This is a genomic window from Brevundimonas sp. EAKA (assembly GCF_000698025.1).
Lineage (GTDB): Bacteria > Pseudomonadota > Alphaproteobacteria > Caulobacterales > Caulobacteraceae > Brevundimonas > Brevundimonas mediterranea_A.
In genome coordinates this window covers 35,201-54,510 of record NZ_JMQR01000006.1, presented here as the reverse complement: position 1 = coordinate 54,510, position 19,310 = coordinate 35,201, and the positions used below count along the sequence as shown (strand labels likewise).

Below are 19,310 nucleotides of genomic sequence, written 5' to 3'. Positions count from 1 at the left end.
GACTAAGCGTGGGTCGCCACCCAGCCGTCCACGATCCGCTCCAGCACCGACAGGGGCACGCCGCCGGTGGCCAGGGCCGTGTCGTGGAAACCCTTCAGGTCGAACCGGTCGCCCAGGCTGGTCCTGGCCTTCTCGCGCAGGCGGACCCATTCGTTGTGGCCGACCTTGTAGGCGCAGGCCTGGCCCGGCCAGCCGCAATAGCGCTCGACCTCGGACACCGCCGCGCCTTCCTGGTCGCCATAGGCCTCCATCATGTACTGGATGCCCTGTTCGCGGCTCCAGCCCTTGGAATGGATGCCGGTGTCCACCACCAGACGGGCGGCGCGGAACATCAGCGACTGGACATAGCCGATCTGGCCGACGGGATCGTTCTCATAGGCGCCCAGTTCGTCGGCCAGCTGTTCGGCGTACAGGCCCCAGCCCTCGACATAGCTGGAGAAGCCCAGCAGATTCATCAGCTTGGGCGCGGCCGCGCTCTCCTGTTGCAGGCTGATCTGCAAGTGGTGGCCCGGCGTCGCCTCATGATAGGTCAGGGTCGGCAGGGTCCAGGACGGCCATTCCGCCGTGTCCTTCAGATTGATCCAGTAGATGCCCGGCCGGGTCCCATCCAGGCTGGGCGAGTTGTAATAGCCCATCGGGGCGCCGGCCTCGATCTCGGGCGGGACGCGCTTGATCTGGACCGAGGCCTTGGGCAGGCGGCCGAAGGCGCCGGGCAGACGGGCCTGCATGTCGGCCATCTGCTCGTTCAGCTTTTCGATCAGCTCGGCCTTGCCCGCGTCGGTGTTGGGATAGACGTATTTCGGATCCTGACCCAGGGCGCGGATCCGTTCGGCCACCGATCCCTGCGTCAGGCCCTGGGCCTTCAGCAGGCCGTCGGCGCGGGCGGTCAGCTCGGCCATCTGGGCGCGGCCGGTCCGGTGAATTTCGTCGGCCGTCAGCCGGGTGGTGGTGATGAAGCGCAGGCTGTTGGCGTAATACTGCTGGCCCTGAGGCAGGCGACGCACCGAGGCTTCGTGGCCGGCGCGGGGCAGGGCGGCCTTCAGCAGGGCGTTCTGAGCCGACAGGGCCGGATAGACGCGCTGCGCCAGCAGGGTCTCGACCTGGGCGCCCCAGTCGCCGGTCAGTCCCTTGGCGCGCGCCCGATCCGCCACCGAGGCGACCAGGGGCGAGGCGGCGGCGTTCGTGGCCAATATGCCGTCCTGCTGGGCGATGGCCTTGGCCAGGATGAAGTCCGGCGGAATGACGCCCAGGGCGTACTCCTCACGCAAACGGTCCGTCTCGGCGCTCAGCACGTCGGCGAAGGCGTGGACGCGGGCCACATAGGCGTCGGCGTCGGCGGCGGTCTCGATCGTGTGCTGGTTGGCCAGGAAGTCCGGCGTCGACTGATAGGCACCGCCCTGCTGGCTGACCCGATAGGGGTTGGGCCAGCCGCCCTGGCCATAGGGGATGGCGAAGGTGGCGATCACCCCGTCCAGATTGTCGGCGATGGTGTCGTAATAGATGCCGTCCTGGGCGTCCATGGACGTGCGGTCCATGGCGCTCAACGCGGCGCGCTGGGCCTTGGTGAAGGCGCGGAACTTCTCCTCGTTCTCCAGGGTCGGCGCGGTCAGCTGGGACTTGGCGGCGGCGCGCGGGCCCTTGTCCAGGCCGAAGGCGGTGACGGCCTCGGGGCTCAGATCCAGGGTCTGTTCGAAGGTCTGGTCCATGAAGCCGGCCAGGGCGGCCTTGGCTGCTGCGACGTCGCCGGCCGGGGCGGCTCCGGCAAAGACCTGCCCCCCTGCGGCGGCCAGGCCCGCCCCGGCTGCGGCGGACAGAAGAAGGCGGCGACGGTCGATCATGGAAGGCCCCTGCGAAGATGTCGGCCGCAATGGAGCGCCGAGAGCCGCAGGCCGCAAGTGAAATTGCGGACAGGCTCGATCTCAACTCACCTCCCCGTTCGCGGAGGCGAACGGGGAGGACAGGCGATCGCGTCAGCGAGCGCCAGGCGGGGGCGACACGGTGTCTGAGGCTGAGCCGGTCATCACCGCCGTCGGAGTCGCCCCCGCCTGGTCGCTGCGCGACCGGTCCTCCCCACGCGCCTTCGCGCGCGGAGAGGTGAAGATCATCCCGCCGCCTTCACCGCCGCCGAAACCTCGGACACCACCCGTTTGACCAGGGCGGCGTCATCGCCTTCCGCCATGACGCGGATCAGCTTCTCGGTGCCCGACGGGCGGACCAGCAGACGCCCCTGGCCGTTCAGGGTCGCTTCGGCCTCGGCGATGGCGGTCTTGACTGTGTCGCTCTCCAGAGGCTTGCCGGCGGTGTAGCGGACATTCTCCAGCCGCTGGGGCACCGGGTCGAACTGGCGGGCCAGTTCACTCATCGGCTTGCCGGAGTCCACCAGCACGGCCAGAACCTGAAGCGCCGCCATCAGGCCGTCGCCGGTGGTGGCGTGATCGTGCAGGATGATGTGGCCCGACTGTTCGCCGCCGATGTTGAAGCCGCCTTCGCGCATCCGCTCCATCACATAGCGGTCGCCGACCTTGGTCCGCTCCAGCGTCAGGCCCTCGGCCTTCAGCCGGCGCTCCAGCCCCAGGTTGGACATGACGGTGGCCACCACGCCGCCGCCGGTCAGCAGGCCGCGTTTCGCCCAGTCCAGCCCGACCAGGGCCATGATCTGGTCCCCGTCCACCACCTGGCCCTTTTCGTCGCAGATGATCAGCCGGTCGGCGTCCCCATCCAGGGCGATACCGATGTCGGCGCGGTAGCGTTTGACCGCCTCGACCAGGGTCGCCGGATGGGTCGAGCCGCATTCGGCGTTGATATTGGTTCCGTTGGGGGTGACCCCCACGGGGAAGACCTCGGCGCCCAGTTCGAACAGGGTGGTGGGCGCGACCTTGTAGCCGGCGCCATTGGCGCAATCGACGGCGATCCGCAGCCCCTGCAGGCTCAGCCGCTTGGGGAAGGCCTGTTTGGCGATCTCGATATAGCGGGCCTGGGCGTCGTCGATCCGCTTGACCCGACCCAGCTTGTTCGACGGCGCCAGACCCTGGTCCAGGCCGTCGTCCATCAGGGCCTCGATCTTCAGCTCGATCTCGTCCGACAGCTTGTAGCCGTCCGGCCCGAACAGCTTGATCCCGTTGTCGGCATAGTCGTTGTGCGAGGCCGAGATCATCACCCCCAGGTCGGCGCGCATCGACCGGGTCAGCATGGCCACCCCCGGCGTCGGCACTGGGCCGAAGGTCCGCACGTCCATGCCCACCGAGGCGAAACCGGCGACCAGCGCGGGCTCGATCGTATAGCCCGACAGACGGGTGTCCTTGCCGATCACCACCAGATGACGTCGGTCGTCCCCGGTGCGGAACAGTTTGCCGGCGGCCAGGCCCACGCGCAGCGCGACCTCGGCCGTCATCGGATAGGTGTTGGCGCGCCCGCGAATGCCGTCGGTGCCGAAGTATTTTCTGTCGCCCACGGGCTGGTCCTTCGTCTGGCGGTTCCCGAACAGGAAACCTTCCGAAACCCCTTTTTAGGTGCGGTCCGTCCTAAGATTGCATAGACGGCCGGTGGGGCTTGATGCGTGGCTTAGCCCCGGATCGCCGTCTGTGCAAAGCGGCGCCCTTCTGTTTCCCTCTTCCTCGGAGTTCCTGCGCATGTGCGGCATCATCGGCGTCACCGGCAATGGACCCGTCGTCCCTCGGCTGATCGACAGTCTGAAACGGCTGGAATACCGCGGCTATGACTCGGCCGGCGTCGCCGCCATGGTGGACGGCGCGGTCGAACGCCGCCGCGCTCAGGGCAAGATCCGCAATCTGGAAGCCGTCCTGGCCGAACAGCCGCTGGCGGCCTCGGTCGGCATCGGCCACACCCGATGGGCCACCCACGGCGCTCCGACCACGGCCAACGCCCACCCGCACAAGGCCGGCCGCGTCACCCTGGTCCACAACGGCATCATCGAGAATTTCGCCGAGCTGAAGGCCGAACTGGCCGCCGAGGGTCATGTCTTTGAAAGCCAGACCGACACCGAGGTCATCGCCCATCTGCTGGACGCCGAACTGAACACCGGTCGGCCTCCGCTAGAGGCCTTCAAGGTCACGCTGGACCGGTTGACCGGCGCCTATGCCCTTGCGGTGTTGATCGACGGCGAGGACGATCTGATCCTGGGCGCGCGGCGCGGCAGCCCCCTGGTGGTCGGCTGGGGCGAGGACGAGATGTATCTGGGCTCCGACGCCCTGGCCGTCGGCCCCTTCACCCAGAAGATCTCCTATCTGGAAGAAGGCGACTATGTCGCCGTGACCAAGGCTGGCGCCCAGATGTTCGACGTGACCGGAAAGCCGGTCGAACGCGCGGTGGTCCAGGTGTCGGCCTCTTCGGCCATGGTCGAGAAGGGCGAATATCGCCACTTCATGGAAAAGGAGATCCATGAACAGCCCGACAGCGTCCAGCACACCCTGTCGGAATATCTGGACCTGGTGACGGGTAAGGCCAAGCCTCAGGCCGTGGACTTCGCCGCCATCGACCGAATCCAGATCGTGGCCTGCGGCACCGCCTTCTACGCCGGTCAGATCGCCCGTTACGCCTTCGAGAAGCTGGCGGGCCTGCCCTGCGACGTCGAGATCGCGTCCGAGTTCCGCTATCGCTCGCCGGCGGTATCGCCAAGGACCCTGGCGGTCGCCGTCAGCCAGTCCGGCGAGACGGCCGACACCCTGGCCAGCCTGACTTGGTGCAAGGCGCAAGGCCTGAAGACCGCCGCCGTGGTCAACGTCCACTCCTCGTCCATGGCGCGTGAGGCCGAGGTGCTGTGGCCGACCCATGCCGGGCCCGAGATCGGCGTCGCCTCGACCAAGGCCTTCACCGCCCAGGTCGCCGCCCTGCTGGCCCTTGCCGTCGCGGCGGGCGTGGCGCGCGGCCGGATCGACGGCCAGACGGAGAACGAACTGGTCAAGGCCCTGTTCGAAAGCCCCCGCCTGATCGCCGACGCCCTGCGTATGGGCGACAGCATCCGCGCCGTGGTTCAGGACCTGGCCAAGGCCGACGACGTCCTGTTCCTGGGCCGGGGCGCCATGTTCCCCCTGGCCATGGAAGGCGCGCTGAAGCTGAAGGAGATCAGCTATATCCACGCCGAGGGTTACGCCGCCGGCGAGCTGAAGCACGGTCCCATCGCCCTGATCGACGAGGAGACCCCGACCATCGCCCTGGCCCCGCTGGACGATGTGTTCGAAAAGACCGCCTCGAACCTGCAGGAGGTCGCCGCCCGCGGCGGCCCGGTCATCATGATCACGCCGGAAAGGGCTCCGGATCTGCACGGCGCCGGCATCCGCCGCATCCACGCCCCGGACTGCCACCCCCTGATCGCGCCCCTGGTCTACGCCGTGCCGGTCCAGCTGTTGGCCTATTACACGGCGGTCCAGAAAGGCACCGACGTCGATCAGCCCCGCAACCTGGCCAAGTCCGTCACGGTGGAGTGAGGGGCCTGTTCGCCGACCGAGCCCGCCGCCGCCCTTTGCAGGGCGGCCATGTCGGACAGCAGTATGGCCGCCCGTCGCACCCGGATCGCCCCGGTCGCCCGAAGCTCGCCTGCCGCGGTGGAAATTCCGGCCCGGCGCACGGCCAGAAGATCGGCGAGGTCGCTCTGGCGCAATGTGACCTCGGTCGCGCCGCCGAGAGCGTGGATGTCGAGCAGGAGGCCGGCCAGGCGTTCCGTCACCCGGCCATGCGCGTGACGCGTCACCTCGGCCCGGGCTGCTTCCATCCGACGGCGCATATCCGCCAGGGCGGTCTCGATCAGGGTGTCGCGATCAATCGCCTCGATGAGGCTGTCGGCTGAAATCACGACCTGGCGACCGCGCGTCAGCCACAGAGCGCTCTCGTCCGGTCCCGTTCCCAATGCGGCGTCGAAGTTCAGCAGGTCGCCGGGACCGACGAGGCCGAGGCAGACGGGATCCCTCGCTCCCTGCCGCGCCGCCACGCCTTCCAGAACCAGGGTCACAAGCGATCGACCCGCCTGCAGTGACTGGCTGCGGGCGCCGGGAAAGACGGGGTCTTCGCCCGGTTCCATCCCTTGGATCGCCAGTTGGGAGAGGAGTGCGCGCGCGAGATTCGGTCGGAGCATGGGCCGATCAATCGCGAAGCGGAGCCGCGCGCGATAACATGGGTTAAGCCGTTACACCGGCTCGTTCTGAAGGCGCAGATAGGTGGCGTCGAATTCCGCGATCTCGGCCAGCCGGCGCCAGTCCAGGATCTCCACCTGTCGGCCGCTCCAGTTGACCACCCCCTCGCCGCGCAGCTCGGTGACGAGACGGCTGACGTGAACGGTTGAAAGGCCCAGGGCGTCGCCCAGGGTCGCCTGGGTGAGGGGCAGGTCGAAACGCATTCCATCGGCCTTTCCGCCTGTCTTTCCCGTCGTTTGACCGACCGCCTGAAGACGCAGATAGAGTTCGCACACCAGATGGGCCAGGTGACCCAGGCCGCTGCGACGCCCCATGGCCACCAGCCACTGGCGATGGATGGCGGCGTCGATGATGGTGTCCAGCCATAGAAGCCGCGTCAGGTGCGGATGGCGCTCGGTCAGCCGGATCAGCTTGGCGTGGGGGGCGGAGGCGACGACACAGTCGGTCAGGGCCACGACCCCATGATCCATCTGTTTCATCAGCAGACTGTGCAGGTCGATGAAATCGCCCGGCACATTGAGCTCCGTGATCTGGCGCGCGCCGTCCGCCAGACTGCTGTAGCGGGCCGAGAAGCCGGAGATCAGAAGCGTGCTGTGCAGGGGATGGGAATGTTCCCTGACGATGTCCGCGCCGCTGCGAATCTCGCGCGGCGGATCGAGCACATCCTTCAGGGCCTCGATCTCATCCGGCGCGACCTGATCGCGCAGCGAGAGTTTCTCGACCAGGGTGGTGATCCTGGAGGGGGGCGAGACGGTGGTCATTCGCCGGTCTCCTGCAAGGTCCAACCTTCCGGCGCCGCGTCCGAGGCCCGGGCGGTGACGCTGACTACCGTGCGGCCGTCGGCATCGGTCACGATCACGCTAAACGACGCCGTTTCCCAAAATGCCGCGCCGCGATAGCGCAGAATCTCCCCAAGGACGGTGACCGCCTCTTCGCGGGCGGCTTCGACATCGGGCAGATCCTCGCCCTGGTCATCGCGAATACAGTCGCCGTTTTCGGTGTGGAAATAGAAATGCGGCAATCGGGCCTCCAGCAGCAGGTCTGCAGGAAGCGGTCGTCAGGCCGATTGGTTCAGCCTTAGATTTCCTGGTTGAAGGCGCCGATTTCGGGATAGGCGGCGAGGCGGGGCTTGATCTCCCTGCGGAACAGGTCGCGCATGTCGTCCTCGGATCGCATGCTCTCGACCACCACGACCAGTTCGGGCTTGTTCGACGAGGCGCGAACCAAGACCCAGGAGCCGTCCTCCAGGTGCACACGCACGCCGTTGACGGTGATGGCCTCGAGGATCTTGCGACCCAGGATCTTGCCGCCCGCCGCGGCCAGATCCGAGTATTCCTTCACGATCCGCTCCAGCACCCCGTACTTCAGCTCGTCGTCGCAGTGGGGCGACATGGTCAGGCTGGTCCAGGCGTCGGGCAGGCCGGCTTTCAGTTCGCTCAGCTTCTTGCCCGGATTGCGGTCCAGCATGGCCAGGACCGCGCCGGCGGCCACCAGGCCGTCGTCGTAGCCATGGCCCAGGTCTCCGGCCATGAAGAAGTGGCCTGACTTCTCGAACCCGGCCAGGGCGCCCAGTTCAGCGGTCTTGCGCTTGATGTAGGAGTGGCCCGTCTTCCAATAAACCACCTCGGCGCCATTGGCCTTGAGGATCTCGTCGGTCTTGTAGAGGCCGGTCGATTTTACATCGACCACGAAGGTGCTGTCCGGATAAACCTTGGACAGGTCGCGGGCCAGCATCAGGCCGATCTTGTCGGCGAAGATCTCCTCGCCCGTGTCGTCCACCACGCCGCAGCGATCGCCGTCGCCGTCGAAGCCCAGGGCCAGGTCGGCGCCCGTCTCGCGCACTCGCTGGGCCATCTGCACCAGCATGGCGTGGTCTTCGGGGTTCGGATTGTATTTGGGGAAGGTGTAGTCGAGGTCGGTGTCCATCTCGATCACCTCGACCCCCATGCGCCGCAGGGCGTCGGGAGCGAAGGCGCCGGCGGTGCCGTTGCCGCAGGCGCAGACGACCTTCAGCGGGCGCTTGATCTGCACCTTGGAGGCGACGTCGGCCACATAGGTCTCGCGGAAGTCCTCGACCCGAACCAGCTTGCCGCCCGGCCGGGCCACGCCCTCGCCGTTCAGCACGATCTGTTTCAGCCGGCCCATCTCCTCGGGCCCGAAGGTCAGGGGCTTGTTCGCTCCCATCTTGACCCCGGTCCAGCCATTCTCGTTGTGGCTGGCGGTGACCATGGCCACGCAGGGCGCGTCCAGTTCGAACTGGCCGAAATAGGCCATGGGCGAGAGGGCCAGGCCGACGTCCAGCACCTCCATCCCGCCTTCCAGCAGGCCCAGGATCAGGGCCTGTTTGACGCTGAGGCTGTAGCCGCGGAAATCATGGCCGGTGACGATCCTGGGCGCGACGCCGATCTCGTGCACATAGGTGGCCAGACCCAGGCCCAGGGCCTGGATGCCGAGGAGATTGATCTCCTTTTCCAGAATCCAGCGGGCGTCGTATTCCCGGAACCCCGTCGGTTTCACGAAGGCCAGATTCTCATAGTCCGCCGTATTCGGCGTCAAATCCTGCCGGGGCTTGAGCATTCTGCGTGTTCAGGCTGCGGCGCGCTTGCGAATGCGAGCGATGCGGCGCAGGCGGCGCCAGAAACGGCCGCGTTCCGGTTCGGGGTAGGGCTGCAGATTCTCGACGAACTGATCCGCCGAGGCGCGCCAGCTGAACTTCTCCGCATAGGCGCGGACGACCTTGCGGTCGAGTTCGAGGCATTTCAGGCAGGCGGTCTTCAGGTCCTCGTCGATCGCGCCGGCGTTCGAGCCGGGGATGATGTCGATGGGGCCATGGGCCGGATAGGCGGCGACCGGGGTTCCTGCGGCCATGGCCTCCAGAATCACCAGGCCGAAGGTGTCGGTCCAGCTGGGGAAGACGAAGACATCGGCGTCGCGGAAACAGCGAGCCAATTCGTCGCCGAAACGTGCGCCCAGGAATTTGGCCTCGGGATATTTTTCCTGAAGCTCCGCGCGGGCCGGGCCGTCCCCGACGATGATCTTGGTGCCCGGCAGGTCCAGCTCGAGGAAGGCCTCGATGTTCTTTTCCACCGCAACCCGTCCGACGTTCAGGAAGAAGGGCCGGGGCCAGTCTTTTCCCCCCATCTGGTCGTAGATGCGCTCCAGATCGGGGTGGAACATCTCCGTGTCCACGCCACGCGACCAGGGGGAGACGTTCTTGAACCCATGCTCGACCAGTTCGTCGCGCAGGGTCGGGGTCGCCACCATCAGCCGGCCCGACGGCTTGTGGAACCATTTCATATAGGCGTAGCCGACCTGCACCGGGATCGGGAACCGGGCCGAGACATATTCGGGGAATTTGGTGTGGTAGCTGGTTGTGAACGGCAGCTTCCATTCCACGCAGATGCGGCGCGTGGCGATGCCGATCGGACCCTCGGTGGCGATATGCACGGCCTCGGGTTCGAACGCCCGCAGCATCTCGCGGATTTCTTCCTCCGCGCCCAGGGCCAGCCGGATTTCCGGATAGGTCGGGCAGGGGATGGTCTTGAACAGGCTGGGTTCGATGACCTCGACCTCGTGACCCATGCCGCGGCATTCCGCGACGGTGCGGGTCAGGGTGCGGACGACGCCGTTGACCTGAGGTTCCCAGGCGTCGGTGGCCAGAACGATGCGCATGGAGGCGGGCGGACCCTGAGCCGTTGAGTAAGGGCGGAACTTCTAGACGGTTCGGATGACGAAGGCGAGACGGTCGTGGGTGTTTGAGTAGGGGAAACCCCTATGAGAGGCGAAGGGCCGGGATCCTGTCGGGCTCCAGCGTGCTCAGGGTCTCTCTTGTCTGAACATAGGCGGCCATGATGTGGTAAAAGGAGCTGGCCGGTGCGGGCTCGTCGATGAATTTGCCCCCTTCCAGCATCTTGTCATGCCAGAGGCCCTGCGGCGTCAGATAGCGCCATAGCGCCCTCTGGGCTCTGGCGGCCTGTTCGAGGCAAAGAGCGCGCCGGCCGTCGTCGCTGAGCGAGGCCAGGATGAGGGAGGCCTTCAACCATTCTGTCTGGGGCCAAAGGCGCGCGCGCGGGCTTCTTACGCCGCCGTCGATGTTCATGGCGTCGATGGCGATGCCGCGTTTGAGGTCGACGCCCTTGAGGCCCGCTTCATAGAGCCGCCAAGCGTCGGCGAGGAGGGCCGGGTCTGCGCGTTTTCGGCCGTACCGCGCCATCAGCCAGGCCCATTCGAACTGGTGGCCGGGCTCCACCAAACGCCCATCATCGCCTGAAGCGGGCGTCCAGTCCTGCTGGAAGAATTCACGCAAGCAACCGGTTTCCGGGTCGATGAAACGGGCGCGCGCCAAGGTGACGATGCGGTCGGCGAGCACGGCCCAGGCCTGGTCCCCGCCGGTGTCTTCCCAGGCAAGGGCCGCTTCCAGCAGATGCATATGGGCGTTGGACTGATAGGGATGGCTGCCCTGTTCCGTCAGTCCTCCTTGGCTGTCTGCACGTTCCAGCAGAAGGTCGCGCACCGCCGCAGCTTCGACCTCTAGCTGCGGAGCGTGGGTCGCATCGGCGACACAGGCCAGGGCGAAGATCAGGAAGGCCTGATCATAGACCGTCGCGGTTTCGTCGAGGGGCGAACCGTCCGCCGCCAGCAGGGTTCGGATCTGGCCGTCAGGTCGAAGATAGACGGCCCGCAGACGATCCAGGCCGGTGTCGACCACCGCCTTCCAGGGACCTCGCCAGCCATGACGCCCCGCCTCGGCATAGACCTGCAACTGCTGCGCCTGGACGCGCGCGCGCCGCGATGTGGCGACGTGACGTCCGTCCAGGGCGACCACCTCTTCGAAACCGCCCATCGAATCCTGGCCCAGGCTGGACCAGACGGGAAGCGCGACCTGTCGGAGCCAGGTCGTCAGCCGTGCCGCCCCCGCGTCAAGGGATTCCAGAGCATGGGCGGGCGGGAAGTCGAGATGCTGAGGCGAAAGCTTGCGCAGCCGCTCCACCACCTTCTTGACGTCCTGGCTCTTGCGAAGGTCGGTCACCAGCACGGCGTCGCGTTCGACGATAATGCCGATGTCCTTGAGGCCGATGGCCGCGACCATCACCCCGTCGCAGGCCCGAACCAGGCAGCCTTCCGAGTCTTCCAGGATGTGCAGGCCGACGCTGCCTTCGCCCGAAGCATGGACGGAGTCCCAGGCGCCGAGATCCGACCATTCGAATCGGACCGGCAGAACCGAGGCGCGGCTTGTCTTCTCCATCACGGCGTAGTCGATGGAAATCTTGGGAGCCGAGGCGAAGCCGGACCCAAGCAGGACATAGGGGCCGTCGATTTCGGCCTGATCCAGTGCGGTGTGGACCGCCTCTCCAACGGCGGCCGCCCGATCCAGGATTTCGCGAACGAGCACGTCGGCGCGGACGATGAAGTTCCCACTGTTCCAAAGATAGCCTTCGGAAATATACCGTCGGGCGGTTGCTTGATCCGGCTTTTCGACGAAGGCGGAGACCTCCGACAAGCCTGGGCCGGAGGGGGCGATATAGCCATAGGCCGACGAGGGTTCTGACGGAACCACGCCCAGGGTGACGATCCGACCCGACTCGGCGGCGGAAACGGCCTCTTTCACCGATCGGCGAAACGCCTCGTCGTCGGGGATGTGGTGGTCCGACGCCACGAACAGATTGACGGCGTGGGGCGCGCGGCGGCTGGTCCAAAGTGCGGCGACGGCCATGGCCGCCGCAGAGTCCCGCCCTTCCGGTTCAAGCAGGATGACGGCGGTGACGCCGATCTCGTCAAGCTGGTCCAGGATGACCGCCCGTTGCGCGCCGCCGCCGACAACGATGAGTTCACCCCCTCCGTGCGTCATGGCGTTCACGCGCGCAACAGACTGTTGGAACAACGAGCGATTTCCAGCCAACGGGATGAATTGTTTAGGAAGCGAAGGCCGGGACGCCGGCCAGAGACGGCTTCCTGAACCACCACACATGATAACCGGATAGAGGGTGGCCATTATCGACGCCGTGAACGATCAAGGGTTCTGCCTATTAGGCGCGGCGGGCGGCCTCGTCACCTCCTTTGCCTGACCGGAAGTTGCGGTCTGACCCCGGAAACTGAGGCCATCTTCTCTAAAGCGGCAGCACCGTCGTCGACTTCACCTCTTCCAGCACCGCATAGGTCCGGGTCTCCCGCACGCCCGGCATACGCACCAGGACGTCGCCCAGGAAGGCGCGGTAGGCGTCCATGTCGCCGACGCGGGCCTTGATCAGATAGTCGAAGCCGCCGGCGACCATATGGCATTCCAGCACTTCGGGTTGGCTGCGCACGGCGGCGGCGAAGGCTTCGAAGACGTCGCCGGTGGTGCGATCCAGCAGGACCTCGACGAAGATCAGCAGATCGCGGCCGACCTTGGCCGGGTCGATCATGGCGGCGTAGCCGGTGATGATCTTCTTTTCGCGCAGCCGCCGGACCCGTTCGAAACAGGCGGCGGGCGACAGGTTGCACTGGCGCGCCAGCTCAGCGTTGGACAGCCGGCCGTCCGTCTGAAGCACCCGAAGAATGCGGCGGTCGACGGCGTCTATATCGATCATCGGAAATCGAGGCCCTGCACCGAACGATCTTCGGTCAGGTCTCGTATCATACGAAGCACCTTCAATGAACTCCGGCCTATACGGCGGAAATCCACAGGATTTTCCGCCATGACCTCGCCCGCCTTCACGCCCTCGAGCCTGGCCGCCTGGGACGGTCTGGACGCGCACAAGTTCCGCGACGAGCGCGAGGCCGTGGCCGCCAACCTGGCCCGGACGCCGCTGGACGCCGCCGAGCGCGCCGCCGTGGTGGCGGAGGCGACGGCCCTGGTCGAACACGCCCGCCGCAGCCAGAAGAAACAGGGGGTGGTTGAAAGCTTCCTGCAACAGTTTTCGCTGGGCACCCGCGAGGGTCTGGCCCTGATGTGTCTGGCCGAGGCCCTGCTGCGCGTGCCGGACGAGGAGACGCGCGATCGTCTGATCGCCGAGAAGATCGGATCCGCCGACTGGGCCAGCCACCTGGGCCAGTCCGACAGCCTGTTCGTCAACGCCTCGACCTGGGGCCTGATGCTGACCGGGAAACTGGTCGATGTCGATGACGAGGCCCGCAGCGACCTGCCCGGCTTCCTGAAGCGGATCGCCGGGCGATTAGGCGAGCCTCTCATCCGCCAAGCCGTGGCGACCGCCGTCAAGATCATGGGCGAACAGTTCGTGGTCGGCCGCACCATCCAGGGCGCGCTGAAGCGGTCGAACAAGGAAGGCTGGCTGTGCAGCTTCGACATGCTGGGCGAGGGCGCCCGCACCGTCGCCGACGCCGACCGCTACGAGAAGATCTACGCCGACGCCATCGAGGCGGTCGGCAAGACCTCGAAGGGCCAGGGCCCCGAGCACGGCCACGGCGTGTCGGTGAAACTGTCGGCCCTGTCGCCCCGCTATGAGGCGACGCATGAGGACGACGTCTGGGCGACCCTGTATCCCCGTATCCTGCGCCTGGCCCAGATCGCGGCCCGGTACGACATCAACTATACGATGGACGCGGAAGAGGCGGACCGTCTGGCCCTGTCGCTGAGACTGCTGGACCGGCTGGCGCACGAACCCAGCCTGGGCGGCTGGACCGGCCTGGGCCTGGCGGTTCAGGCTTATCAGAAGCGCGGGCTGGAGACGATCGAGCGGGTCGCCGACCTGGCCCGTCGCTCGGGCCGCCGTCTGATGGTGCGCCTGGTTAAGGGCGCCTATTGGGACACCGAGATCAAGCGCGCCCAGGTGTTCGGCCGCACCGACTACCCCGTCTATACGACCAAGGCGGCGACCGACCTGAACTACCTCGTCTGCGCGCGCGCCATGATCGAAGCGGCGCCGGCGATCTACAGCCAGTTCGCCAGCCACAACGCCCACACCCTGGCGGCCGTGCGGCGCATGGCCCGCGACCGGGGCGTGGCGGTCGAGCACCAGCGCCTGCACGGCATGGGCGAGGCGCTCTACGACGCGGCGCAAGAGGCCTGGACCAATGAGACCGTGATCGTCCGCGCCTACGCCCCTGTCGGCGGGCACGAGGAGCTGCTGCCCTATCTGGTGCGGCGCCTGCTGGAAAACGGCGCCAACTCCTCCTTCGTCCACGCCCTGCTGGACGAGCGCGTGCCCGCCTCGGCCGTCGCGGCCGATCCCATCTCCCTGGTCGAGCAGGCGCCCGACCGTCACCCCAAGATTCCGGTTCCGCAAGACATGTACGGCGATCGTCAGAACTCCCTCGGCCGCGATTATTCCCAGGCCGCCGACCGCGAGGCCCACGCCAGGGCGCTGGAGCTTGTCGATCGCGAGACGCTGACCTCCGGTCCGATCGTCGGCGGCAAGCTGCGCGCCGGGATCGACGCCCAGGCCGTGACCAATCCGTTCGACCGGTCCCAGGTGCTGGGCCATGCCTCCGAGGCCGAGGCGGCCGACATCGACGCCGCCGTCGCGGCCGCCGCCGCCGCCCAGGTTCAATGGGACCGTCAGGGCGGCGCCAAACGCGCCGTCGTCCTGCGCGCCATGGCCGATGCGCTGGAGGCCGATCTCGACCGTCTGGTCGCCCTGCTCAGCCGCGAGGCGGGCAAGACCCTGAACGACGGCGTCGCCGAGGTGCGCGAGGCGGCCGACTTCTGCCGCTACTACGCCCTGCTGGCCGAGCGCGACTTCACCGCCCCCCAGACGCTGAAGGGCCCGACCGGCGAGACCAACCAGCTGATCCTGCACGGACGCGGCGTCTTCGCCTGCATCAGCCCGTGGAACTTCCCCCTGGCCATCTTCACCGGCCAGATCGCTGCGGCCCTGGCCGCAGGCAACGCCGTCCTGGCCAAGCCCGCCGAACAGACGCCGCTGATCGCCGCCGAGGCCGTGCGCCTGTATCACAAGGCCGGGCTGAACCCGGCCCTGCTGGCCCTGGTCCCCGGGCGCGGCGAGACCGTCGGCGCGGCCCTGGTCGCGCACCCGGGCGTCGACGGCGTCGCCTTCACAGGCGGCACCGACACGGCCGCAGCGATCAACCGCGCCATCGCCGCCCGCCCCGGCGCCATCATCCCCTTCATCGCCGAGACCGGCGGCCTGAACGGCATGTTCATCGACACCACGGCGCTGAAGGAACAGGTCATCGACGACGTGATCCAGTCGGCCTTCGGCTCGGCCGGCCAGCGCTGCTCGGCCCTGCGCGTTCTCTATGTGCCTCAGGACTCGGCCGACGCCCTGATCGAGGGGCTGAAGGGCGCGCTGGCCGTCCAGACCGTCGGCGACCCCGCCGATCCCAAGACCGACATCGGCCCCGTCATCGATCCGGAATCCCGCCGCGCCCTGGAAGCCCACGTCGAACGCCTGTCCAAGGAAGCCAGGATCATCGCCCGCGCCGACCTGCCGCTGGGCGCGGAAAAGGGCGACCTGTTCGCCCCGACCCTCGCCGAGATCCCCACGCCCGACTTCCTGGAACGCGAGGTCTTCGGCCCTATCCTGCACATCTATCGCTACGCCCCCTCCGACCTGAAGTCGGTCGCCGGCAAGCTCGCCGCGCGCGGCTACGGCCTGACCCTGGGCGTCCACAGCCGTATCGAAGCCTTCGCCGCCGAGGTGATCGGCCTGGTCCCCGCCGGCAACGTCTACGTCAACCGCTCGATCACCGGCGCGGTGGTGGGCGTGCAACCTTTCGGCGGCGAAGGGCTTTCAGGTACAGGGCCGAAAGCCGGTGGCCCAAACAGCCTGATACGCTACGCCTCCGAAAAGGCGATCAGCGTGAACATCGCCGCTCAGGGCGGGGATCCGGCGCTGTTGAATCTTTAATGCCTACCGGCCTCCGCGATCAGTTCTCTTTGAAGATAGGCCGGTGGAATTGTTGCGTTTGAGCAAACGAGCGCCCTACATCTGCCAAGCTCCGCAAGCTCCGCAAGCTCCGCAAGCTCCGCAAGCTCTGCGAGCTCTGCAAGCGCGCCTGCCGCATCAAATACGCATCCGTGCACCAAATGTGTATCGAGGCGTGGAGAGGTCCTGTTTTCGCGCATTGCGCGATCATATCTCTCGCCTCTATGTTCGGTGCCTAATAGCTAGGCGCCCTAAATGATGTCACCAGAAACAATCGAAGCGATGCTGCATGATCGGCGCTTCTCGGAAATTGTTGCGCTGACGCCCTCAGAAATTCAGGCAATACCAGCCACGACATTATGCTATTATCGGGGCGTCGCTTTAGTTCATCTCGGCCGAGCGCACGAGGCGCTTTCGGAGCTAACACACGCCGCCACTGACCCGCTGCTTTTCTTCTGGTCACACCATTGGTTAGGGCGAGCTCACGAGGCGATAGACGACCCGTCATCCGCTGCCGCCGCGTTTCTGCAAGCTTCGAGTTACTGGGAAGTAACAGGAAACCTCGCCGCTTTTCGCGGAGCCGCTATTGAAGCCCTAAAACGATCTTCAACAACGGATGTGCGTCGCGCAGAACTTTACGAACAGCTTGAGCAAGTCAGAACAGCCGTGAGTGGAGTCATCGGTGAAATGCATAGCCCTGATGTTTGGGTGCGGCAAGCTATCGACGGTATGACTGCGGTCTTCAAAGATTTGAGGGAACGTCAAAGAGATATCGACATTCAATTGCCATTTATTGGCGATATCTGGCCGCGCGCATTTCGCCTCGAAACGCAATTTCCTGTCGCTATCTTTAGTGATGACCATGTGCATCCGCGAGGAACCGCTCAGGATAATACGCGCTCTCCACGCTTCGTTCGAGCATGTGAACGTCAGTACGGCCATGAACTGAAGGCAATGGATCTTGGTTGTTCTGGTGGCGGACTCGTGCGTGATTTTCTTCTCAGAGGGCATCGAGCCATAGGATTGGAGGGCAGCGACTTCTCACTCAAAAATCAACGTGCGGAGTGGCGGTCTATTCCTAAACATTTAAATACATGCGACATACTCAAGCCGTTCAGCATATTTGACGATGGAACGCAAGTCGCTTCGTTCGATATTATAACAGCATGGGAAGTTCTCGAACATTTGCCGCGTGAATTGCTTCCCGAATTCTTTCGAAATGTTCGCCGGCACCTTGCGCCGAAAGGCGTCTTTGTCGCATCGGTCGCCTTGTTCGAAGACAAGGACGAACGTACGGGCGCCGTTTGGCATATAACTCTTGAATCTCAAAAGTGGTGGGAAGAACGCTTGGCCGAAGAGGGACTGGCCGTTGTGGACCATACCTTCGAAACAGCCGATTTCGTGCGTGGGTCGGGAAATGGTCCGGCCGATTGGAATGCTGTCACCCATCCGGAAATGGGTTTCCATATCGTGGCGGGCCGTCGTGACGCTTGATGACGCCCCCACAGGTCAACTAGTTGGCGCGCGCACCAGGAAACGTTCGATCGTCTGAGCGATCACGATGTTCGGTTTCACCCGCTCCACGTAGTCGAAATCGACTTCTGGGCTCCAGATGAAGTGGAATTCGGAGAACCATCGGGACATCCACCAACTGATCCGATTGGCTTCAAAGCCCAACTCAAAGAATGAGTTTGCAAACGCAACAACCTTCTTTTGAACCGGCGCGCCAGGGTTCGCGTAAACGATACGCGTTCCGATCTGCCTAGCGCCCTCGACGAGTTCTATACGCTTAGGATCAACGATGCCGCCTTCCATGTGACCCAAGTCAGGGTAGTAATCGGCAGAACAAAGATGAGCTGCAGGAAAACGGCTGCCGACATCGCCCATTGCTACGACTCTGCGAGTAAATGGCACAGGACCGACAGTCACGCCCAATGATGCCATAATAACCTTATGCGTTAGGTAGCAGCCCATCGGCGAGAAATGCGTATCTACGGTACTATAAGTAAGGGCGCGATCTTCGTGGTCGGTCAGATACTCGCGAACGGGAACGTAGAATTCACCGCCATCAATATTCTCCAACTTCCTCTCAATCGAAGAAAATTGAGCGGTTGGACCACTTATATCGACAGGATAGAGATCCGATAGAACTGTGCTTTTTTCAGGTATAATGATTTGGCGGAATTCAATCCCTTTTTCCTTAAGAATTTTATTCCGTTGAGTTAAGCATGCAATCCACTCATTGGCAGTAGATTCGATCTGCGGATCAGCCGCGTCTGCAAGATACTGATCGATCAGATGATTTGTGCCGTCGAGCAGGAATATGTGCCCCCGACGCCCCACCACCGCAAGGTTTCCTGGAGACCGATGTCCGACTGGCATTAGGCAGGTAGACAGCTCATCCCCCTCTATAGTGGAAATGCGCTCTGAAAACGGGTTTGTTGCTGGACGCTTGGAAAATATTTCGCCCAGAAGACTAGAGTATCTTTCCCTATCGAAACTTAGGATGCTGTTAAGAACGTAATTTTGCTGCACTTGCTCTAAAAAGAGGTTGTTTAGTGTGAGCGTTTCGCGCTTCCCCTCCGGCAGGTGGGCCTTGACCACGACATTACCGGCAAGAAACGCAGGCGCGCTTGGTAGCGGATCTAGCTGAAGCCTGAAGGCCACCTTGCCAGGAAGATCTCCCCTGAACTGATCTGCCAAAGCCGTCCCGATAAGCTTTTTGTCTAGAAAAGCCTCGACAATCACCGGTTGTTGATCGCCGCCAGCGGCGGCCCAGCCGAGCAAATAGTCGCCTTCAAGCGAGTCGACAGAGCCAGAAATGTTTTCGGAGCCGCCAGGGGCTGACGTGGTGATCATCGGCAACCTCAATTTCAGCCGCAGCGACGCGAGGATTCGCAGTTATCCGCAATCCCCCTAGCAGACTCCACCGCAACCTCCAGCGCCTTTTTATCGAAATTCAGCATGCCCCATACCTACGAATGTCCGCTGCAGGGGCTGACGCTCTGTCGGCGCAAACCGCAGGTCCAAGGCCGGACCACGCCGTCGGGTGGAGTGATTGATCTTGTTCGGGATCACCGGTGCCGTGTCCCGTTCGATCAGCAGTCGACGCATGGCCTCGCTGTCGTAAGCCCTTATTTTCGAGCATATGCAGGCTGGGTCGTCTGTAGCCGATCAGGTCGTGGGCGGACGCGATGTCGGAGGCCTAACCAGGCGCGATCTGAACGACCCGAGGGTTGCCGGCGTCGTCTGCCAGCATTTGGACCTCGGTCATCCAACTGCCGCGCGACTGGCCAAGGCCTAGAGCGAGCCTCCCATTTTTTTGCACCTACGGCCG

The 19,310-nt window shown here is 64.8% G+C and carries 13 protein-coding genes; 3 read left to right on the top strand and 10 right to left on the bottom strand.

All coding sequences use genetic code 11. The annotated features are described in order from the left end of the window. Nucleotides 1-2: 2 nt before the first annotated feature. Together ER13_RS01995 and glmM are read right to left on the bottom strand one after the other, a co-directional pair. Nucleotides 3-1,838 (bottom strand): DUF885 family protein, encoded by a 1,836-nt coding sequence (locus ER13_RS01995; RefSeq protein ID WP_035305879.1) that lies wholly within the window; start codon nt 1,836-1,838, stop codon nt 3-5. Between the two features lie 263 nt (nt 1,839-2,101). After that, nucleotides 2,102-3,451 (bottom strand): phosphoglucosamine mutase, encoded by a 1,350-nt coding sequence (gene glmM / locus ER13_RS01990; RefSeq protein ID WP_035305877.1) that lies wholly within the window; start codon nt 3,449-3,451, stop codon nt 2,102-2,104. A 178-nt stretch (nt 3,452-3,629) separates the two neighbouring features. On the opposite strand from glmM, the gene glmS reads away from it, so the two are divergent. After that, nucleotides 3,630-5,444 (top strand): glutamine--fructose-6-phosphate transaminase (isomerizing), encoded by a 1,815-nt coding sequence (glmS, locus tag ER13_RS01985; protein ID WP_035305936.1) that lies wholly within the window; start codon nt 3,630-3,632, stop codon nt 5,442-5,444. On the opposite strand, the gene ER13_RS01980 is transcribed toward glmS, so the two are convergent. The 7 genes from ER13_RS01980 to ER13_RS01950 all read right to left on the bottom strand — a co-directional run bounded on the left by ER13_RS01980 (nt 5,405) and on the right by ER13_RS01950 (nt 12,715). After that, nucleotides 5,405-6,034, bottom strand: coding sequence for a Crp/Fnr family transcriptional regulator (locus ER13_RS01980; RefSeq protein ID WP_035305874.1), 630 nt, complete (start codon nt 6,032-6,034; stop codon nt 5,405-5,407). The genes glmS and ER13_RS01980 overlap by 40 nt on opposite strands. Before the next feature lie 105 nt (nt 6,035-6,139). After that, nucleotides 6,140-6,907 (bottom strand): Crp/Fnr family transcriptional regulator, encoded by a 768-nt coding sequence (locus ER13_RS01975; protein ID WP_052004733.1) that lies wholly within the window; start codon nt 6,905-6,907, stop codon nt 6,140-6,142. Continuing rightward, nucleotides 6,904-7,167, bottom strand: coding sequence for a hypothetical protein (locus ER13_RS01970; RefSeq protein ID WP_008263959.1), 264 nt, complete (start codon nt 7,165-7,167; stop codon nt 6,904-6,906). The genes ER13_RS01975 and ER13_RS01970 overlap by 4 nt, the downstream gene beginning before the upstream one ends. A 56-nt stretch (nt 7,168-7,223) precedes the next feature. After that, a complete protein-coding gene (locus tag ER13_RS01965; protein ID WP_035305871.1) occupies nt 7,224-8,723 on the bottom strand; it encodes a phosphomannomutase/phosphoglucomutase in 1,500 nt (499 codons plus the stop codon). 9 nt (nt 8,724-8,732) lie between these two features. After that, a complete protein-coding gene (locus tag ER13_RS01960; RefSeq protein ID WP_035305868.1) occupies nt 8,733-9,818 on the bottom strand; it encodes a glycosyltransferase family 1 protein in 1,086 nt (361 codons plus the stop codon). A 100-nt stretch (nt 9,819-9,918) separates the two neighbouring features. Continuing rightward, nucleotides 9,919-12,114 (bottom strand): AGE family epimerase/isomerase, encoded by a 2,196-nt coding sequence (locus ER13_RS01955; protein WP_035305932.1) that lies wholly within the window; start codon nt 12,112-12,114, stop codon nt 9,919-9,921. Between the two features lie 139 nt (nt 12,115-12,253). Continuing rightward, the gene (locus tag ER13_RS01950; RefSeq protein ID WP_035305865.1) at nt 12,254-12,715 is read right to left on the bottom strand and encodes an Lrp/AsnC ligand binding domain-containing protein; all 462 of its coding nucleotides are present in this window, start codon (nt 12,713-12,715) and stop codon (nt 12,254-12,256) included. Nucleotides 12,716-12,823: 108 nt separating this feature from the next. On the opposite strand from ER13_RS01950, the gene putA reads away from it, so the two are divergent. Together putA and ER13_RS17840 are read left to right on the top strand one after the other, a co-directional pair. Then, the gene (gene putA / locus ER13_RS01945; protein WP_052004731.1) at nt 12,824-15,955 is read left to right on the top strand and encodes a bifunctional proline dehydrogenase/L-glutamate gamma-semialdehyde dehydrogenase PutA; all 3,132 of its coding nucleotides are present in this window, start codon (nt 12,824-12,826) and stop codon (nt 15,953-15,955) included. Nucleotides 15,956-16,228: 273 nt separating this feature from the next. Continuing rightward, the gene (locus ER13_RS17840) at nt 16,229-17,467 is read left to right on the top strand and encodes a bifunctional 2-polyprenyl-6-hydroxyphenol methylase/3-demethylubiquinol 3-O-methyltransferase UbiG (protein ID WP_081836084.1); all 1,239 of its coding nucleotides are present in this window, start codon (nt 16,229-16,231) and stop codon (nt 17,465-17,467) included. Between the two features lie 15 nt (nt 17,468-17,482). Here the strand turns inward: ER13_RS17840 and ER13_RS18220 are convergent, their stop codons facing one another. Continuing rightward, nucleotides 17,483-18,832 (bottom strand): hypothetical protein, encoded by a 1,350-nt coding sequence (locus ER13_RS18220; protein WP_155988054.1) that lies wholly within the window; start codon nt 18,830-18,832, stop codon nt 17,483-17,485. Nucleotides 18,833-19,310 lie beyond the last annotated feature (478 nt).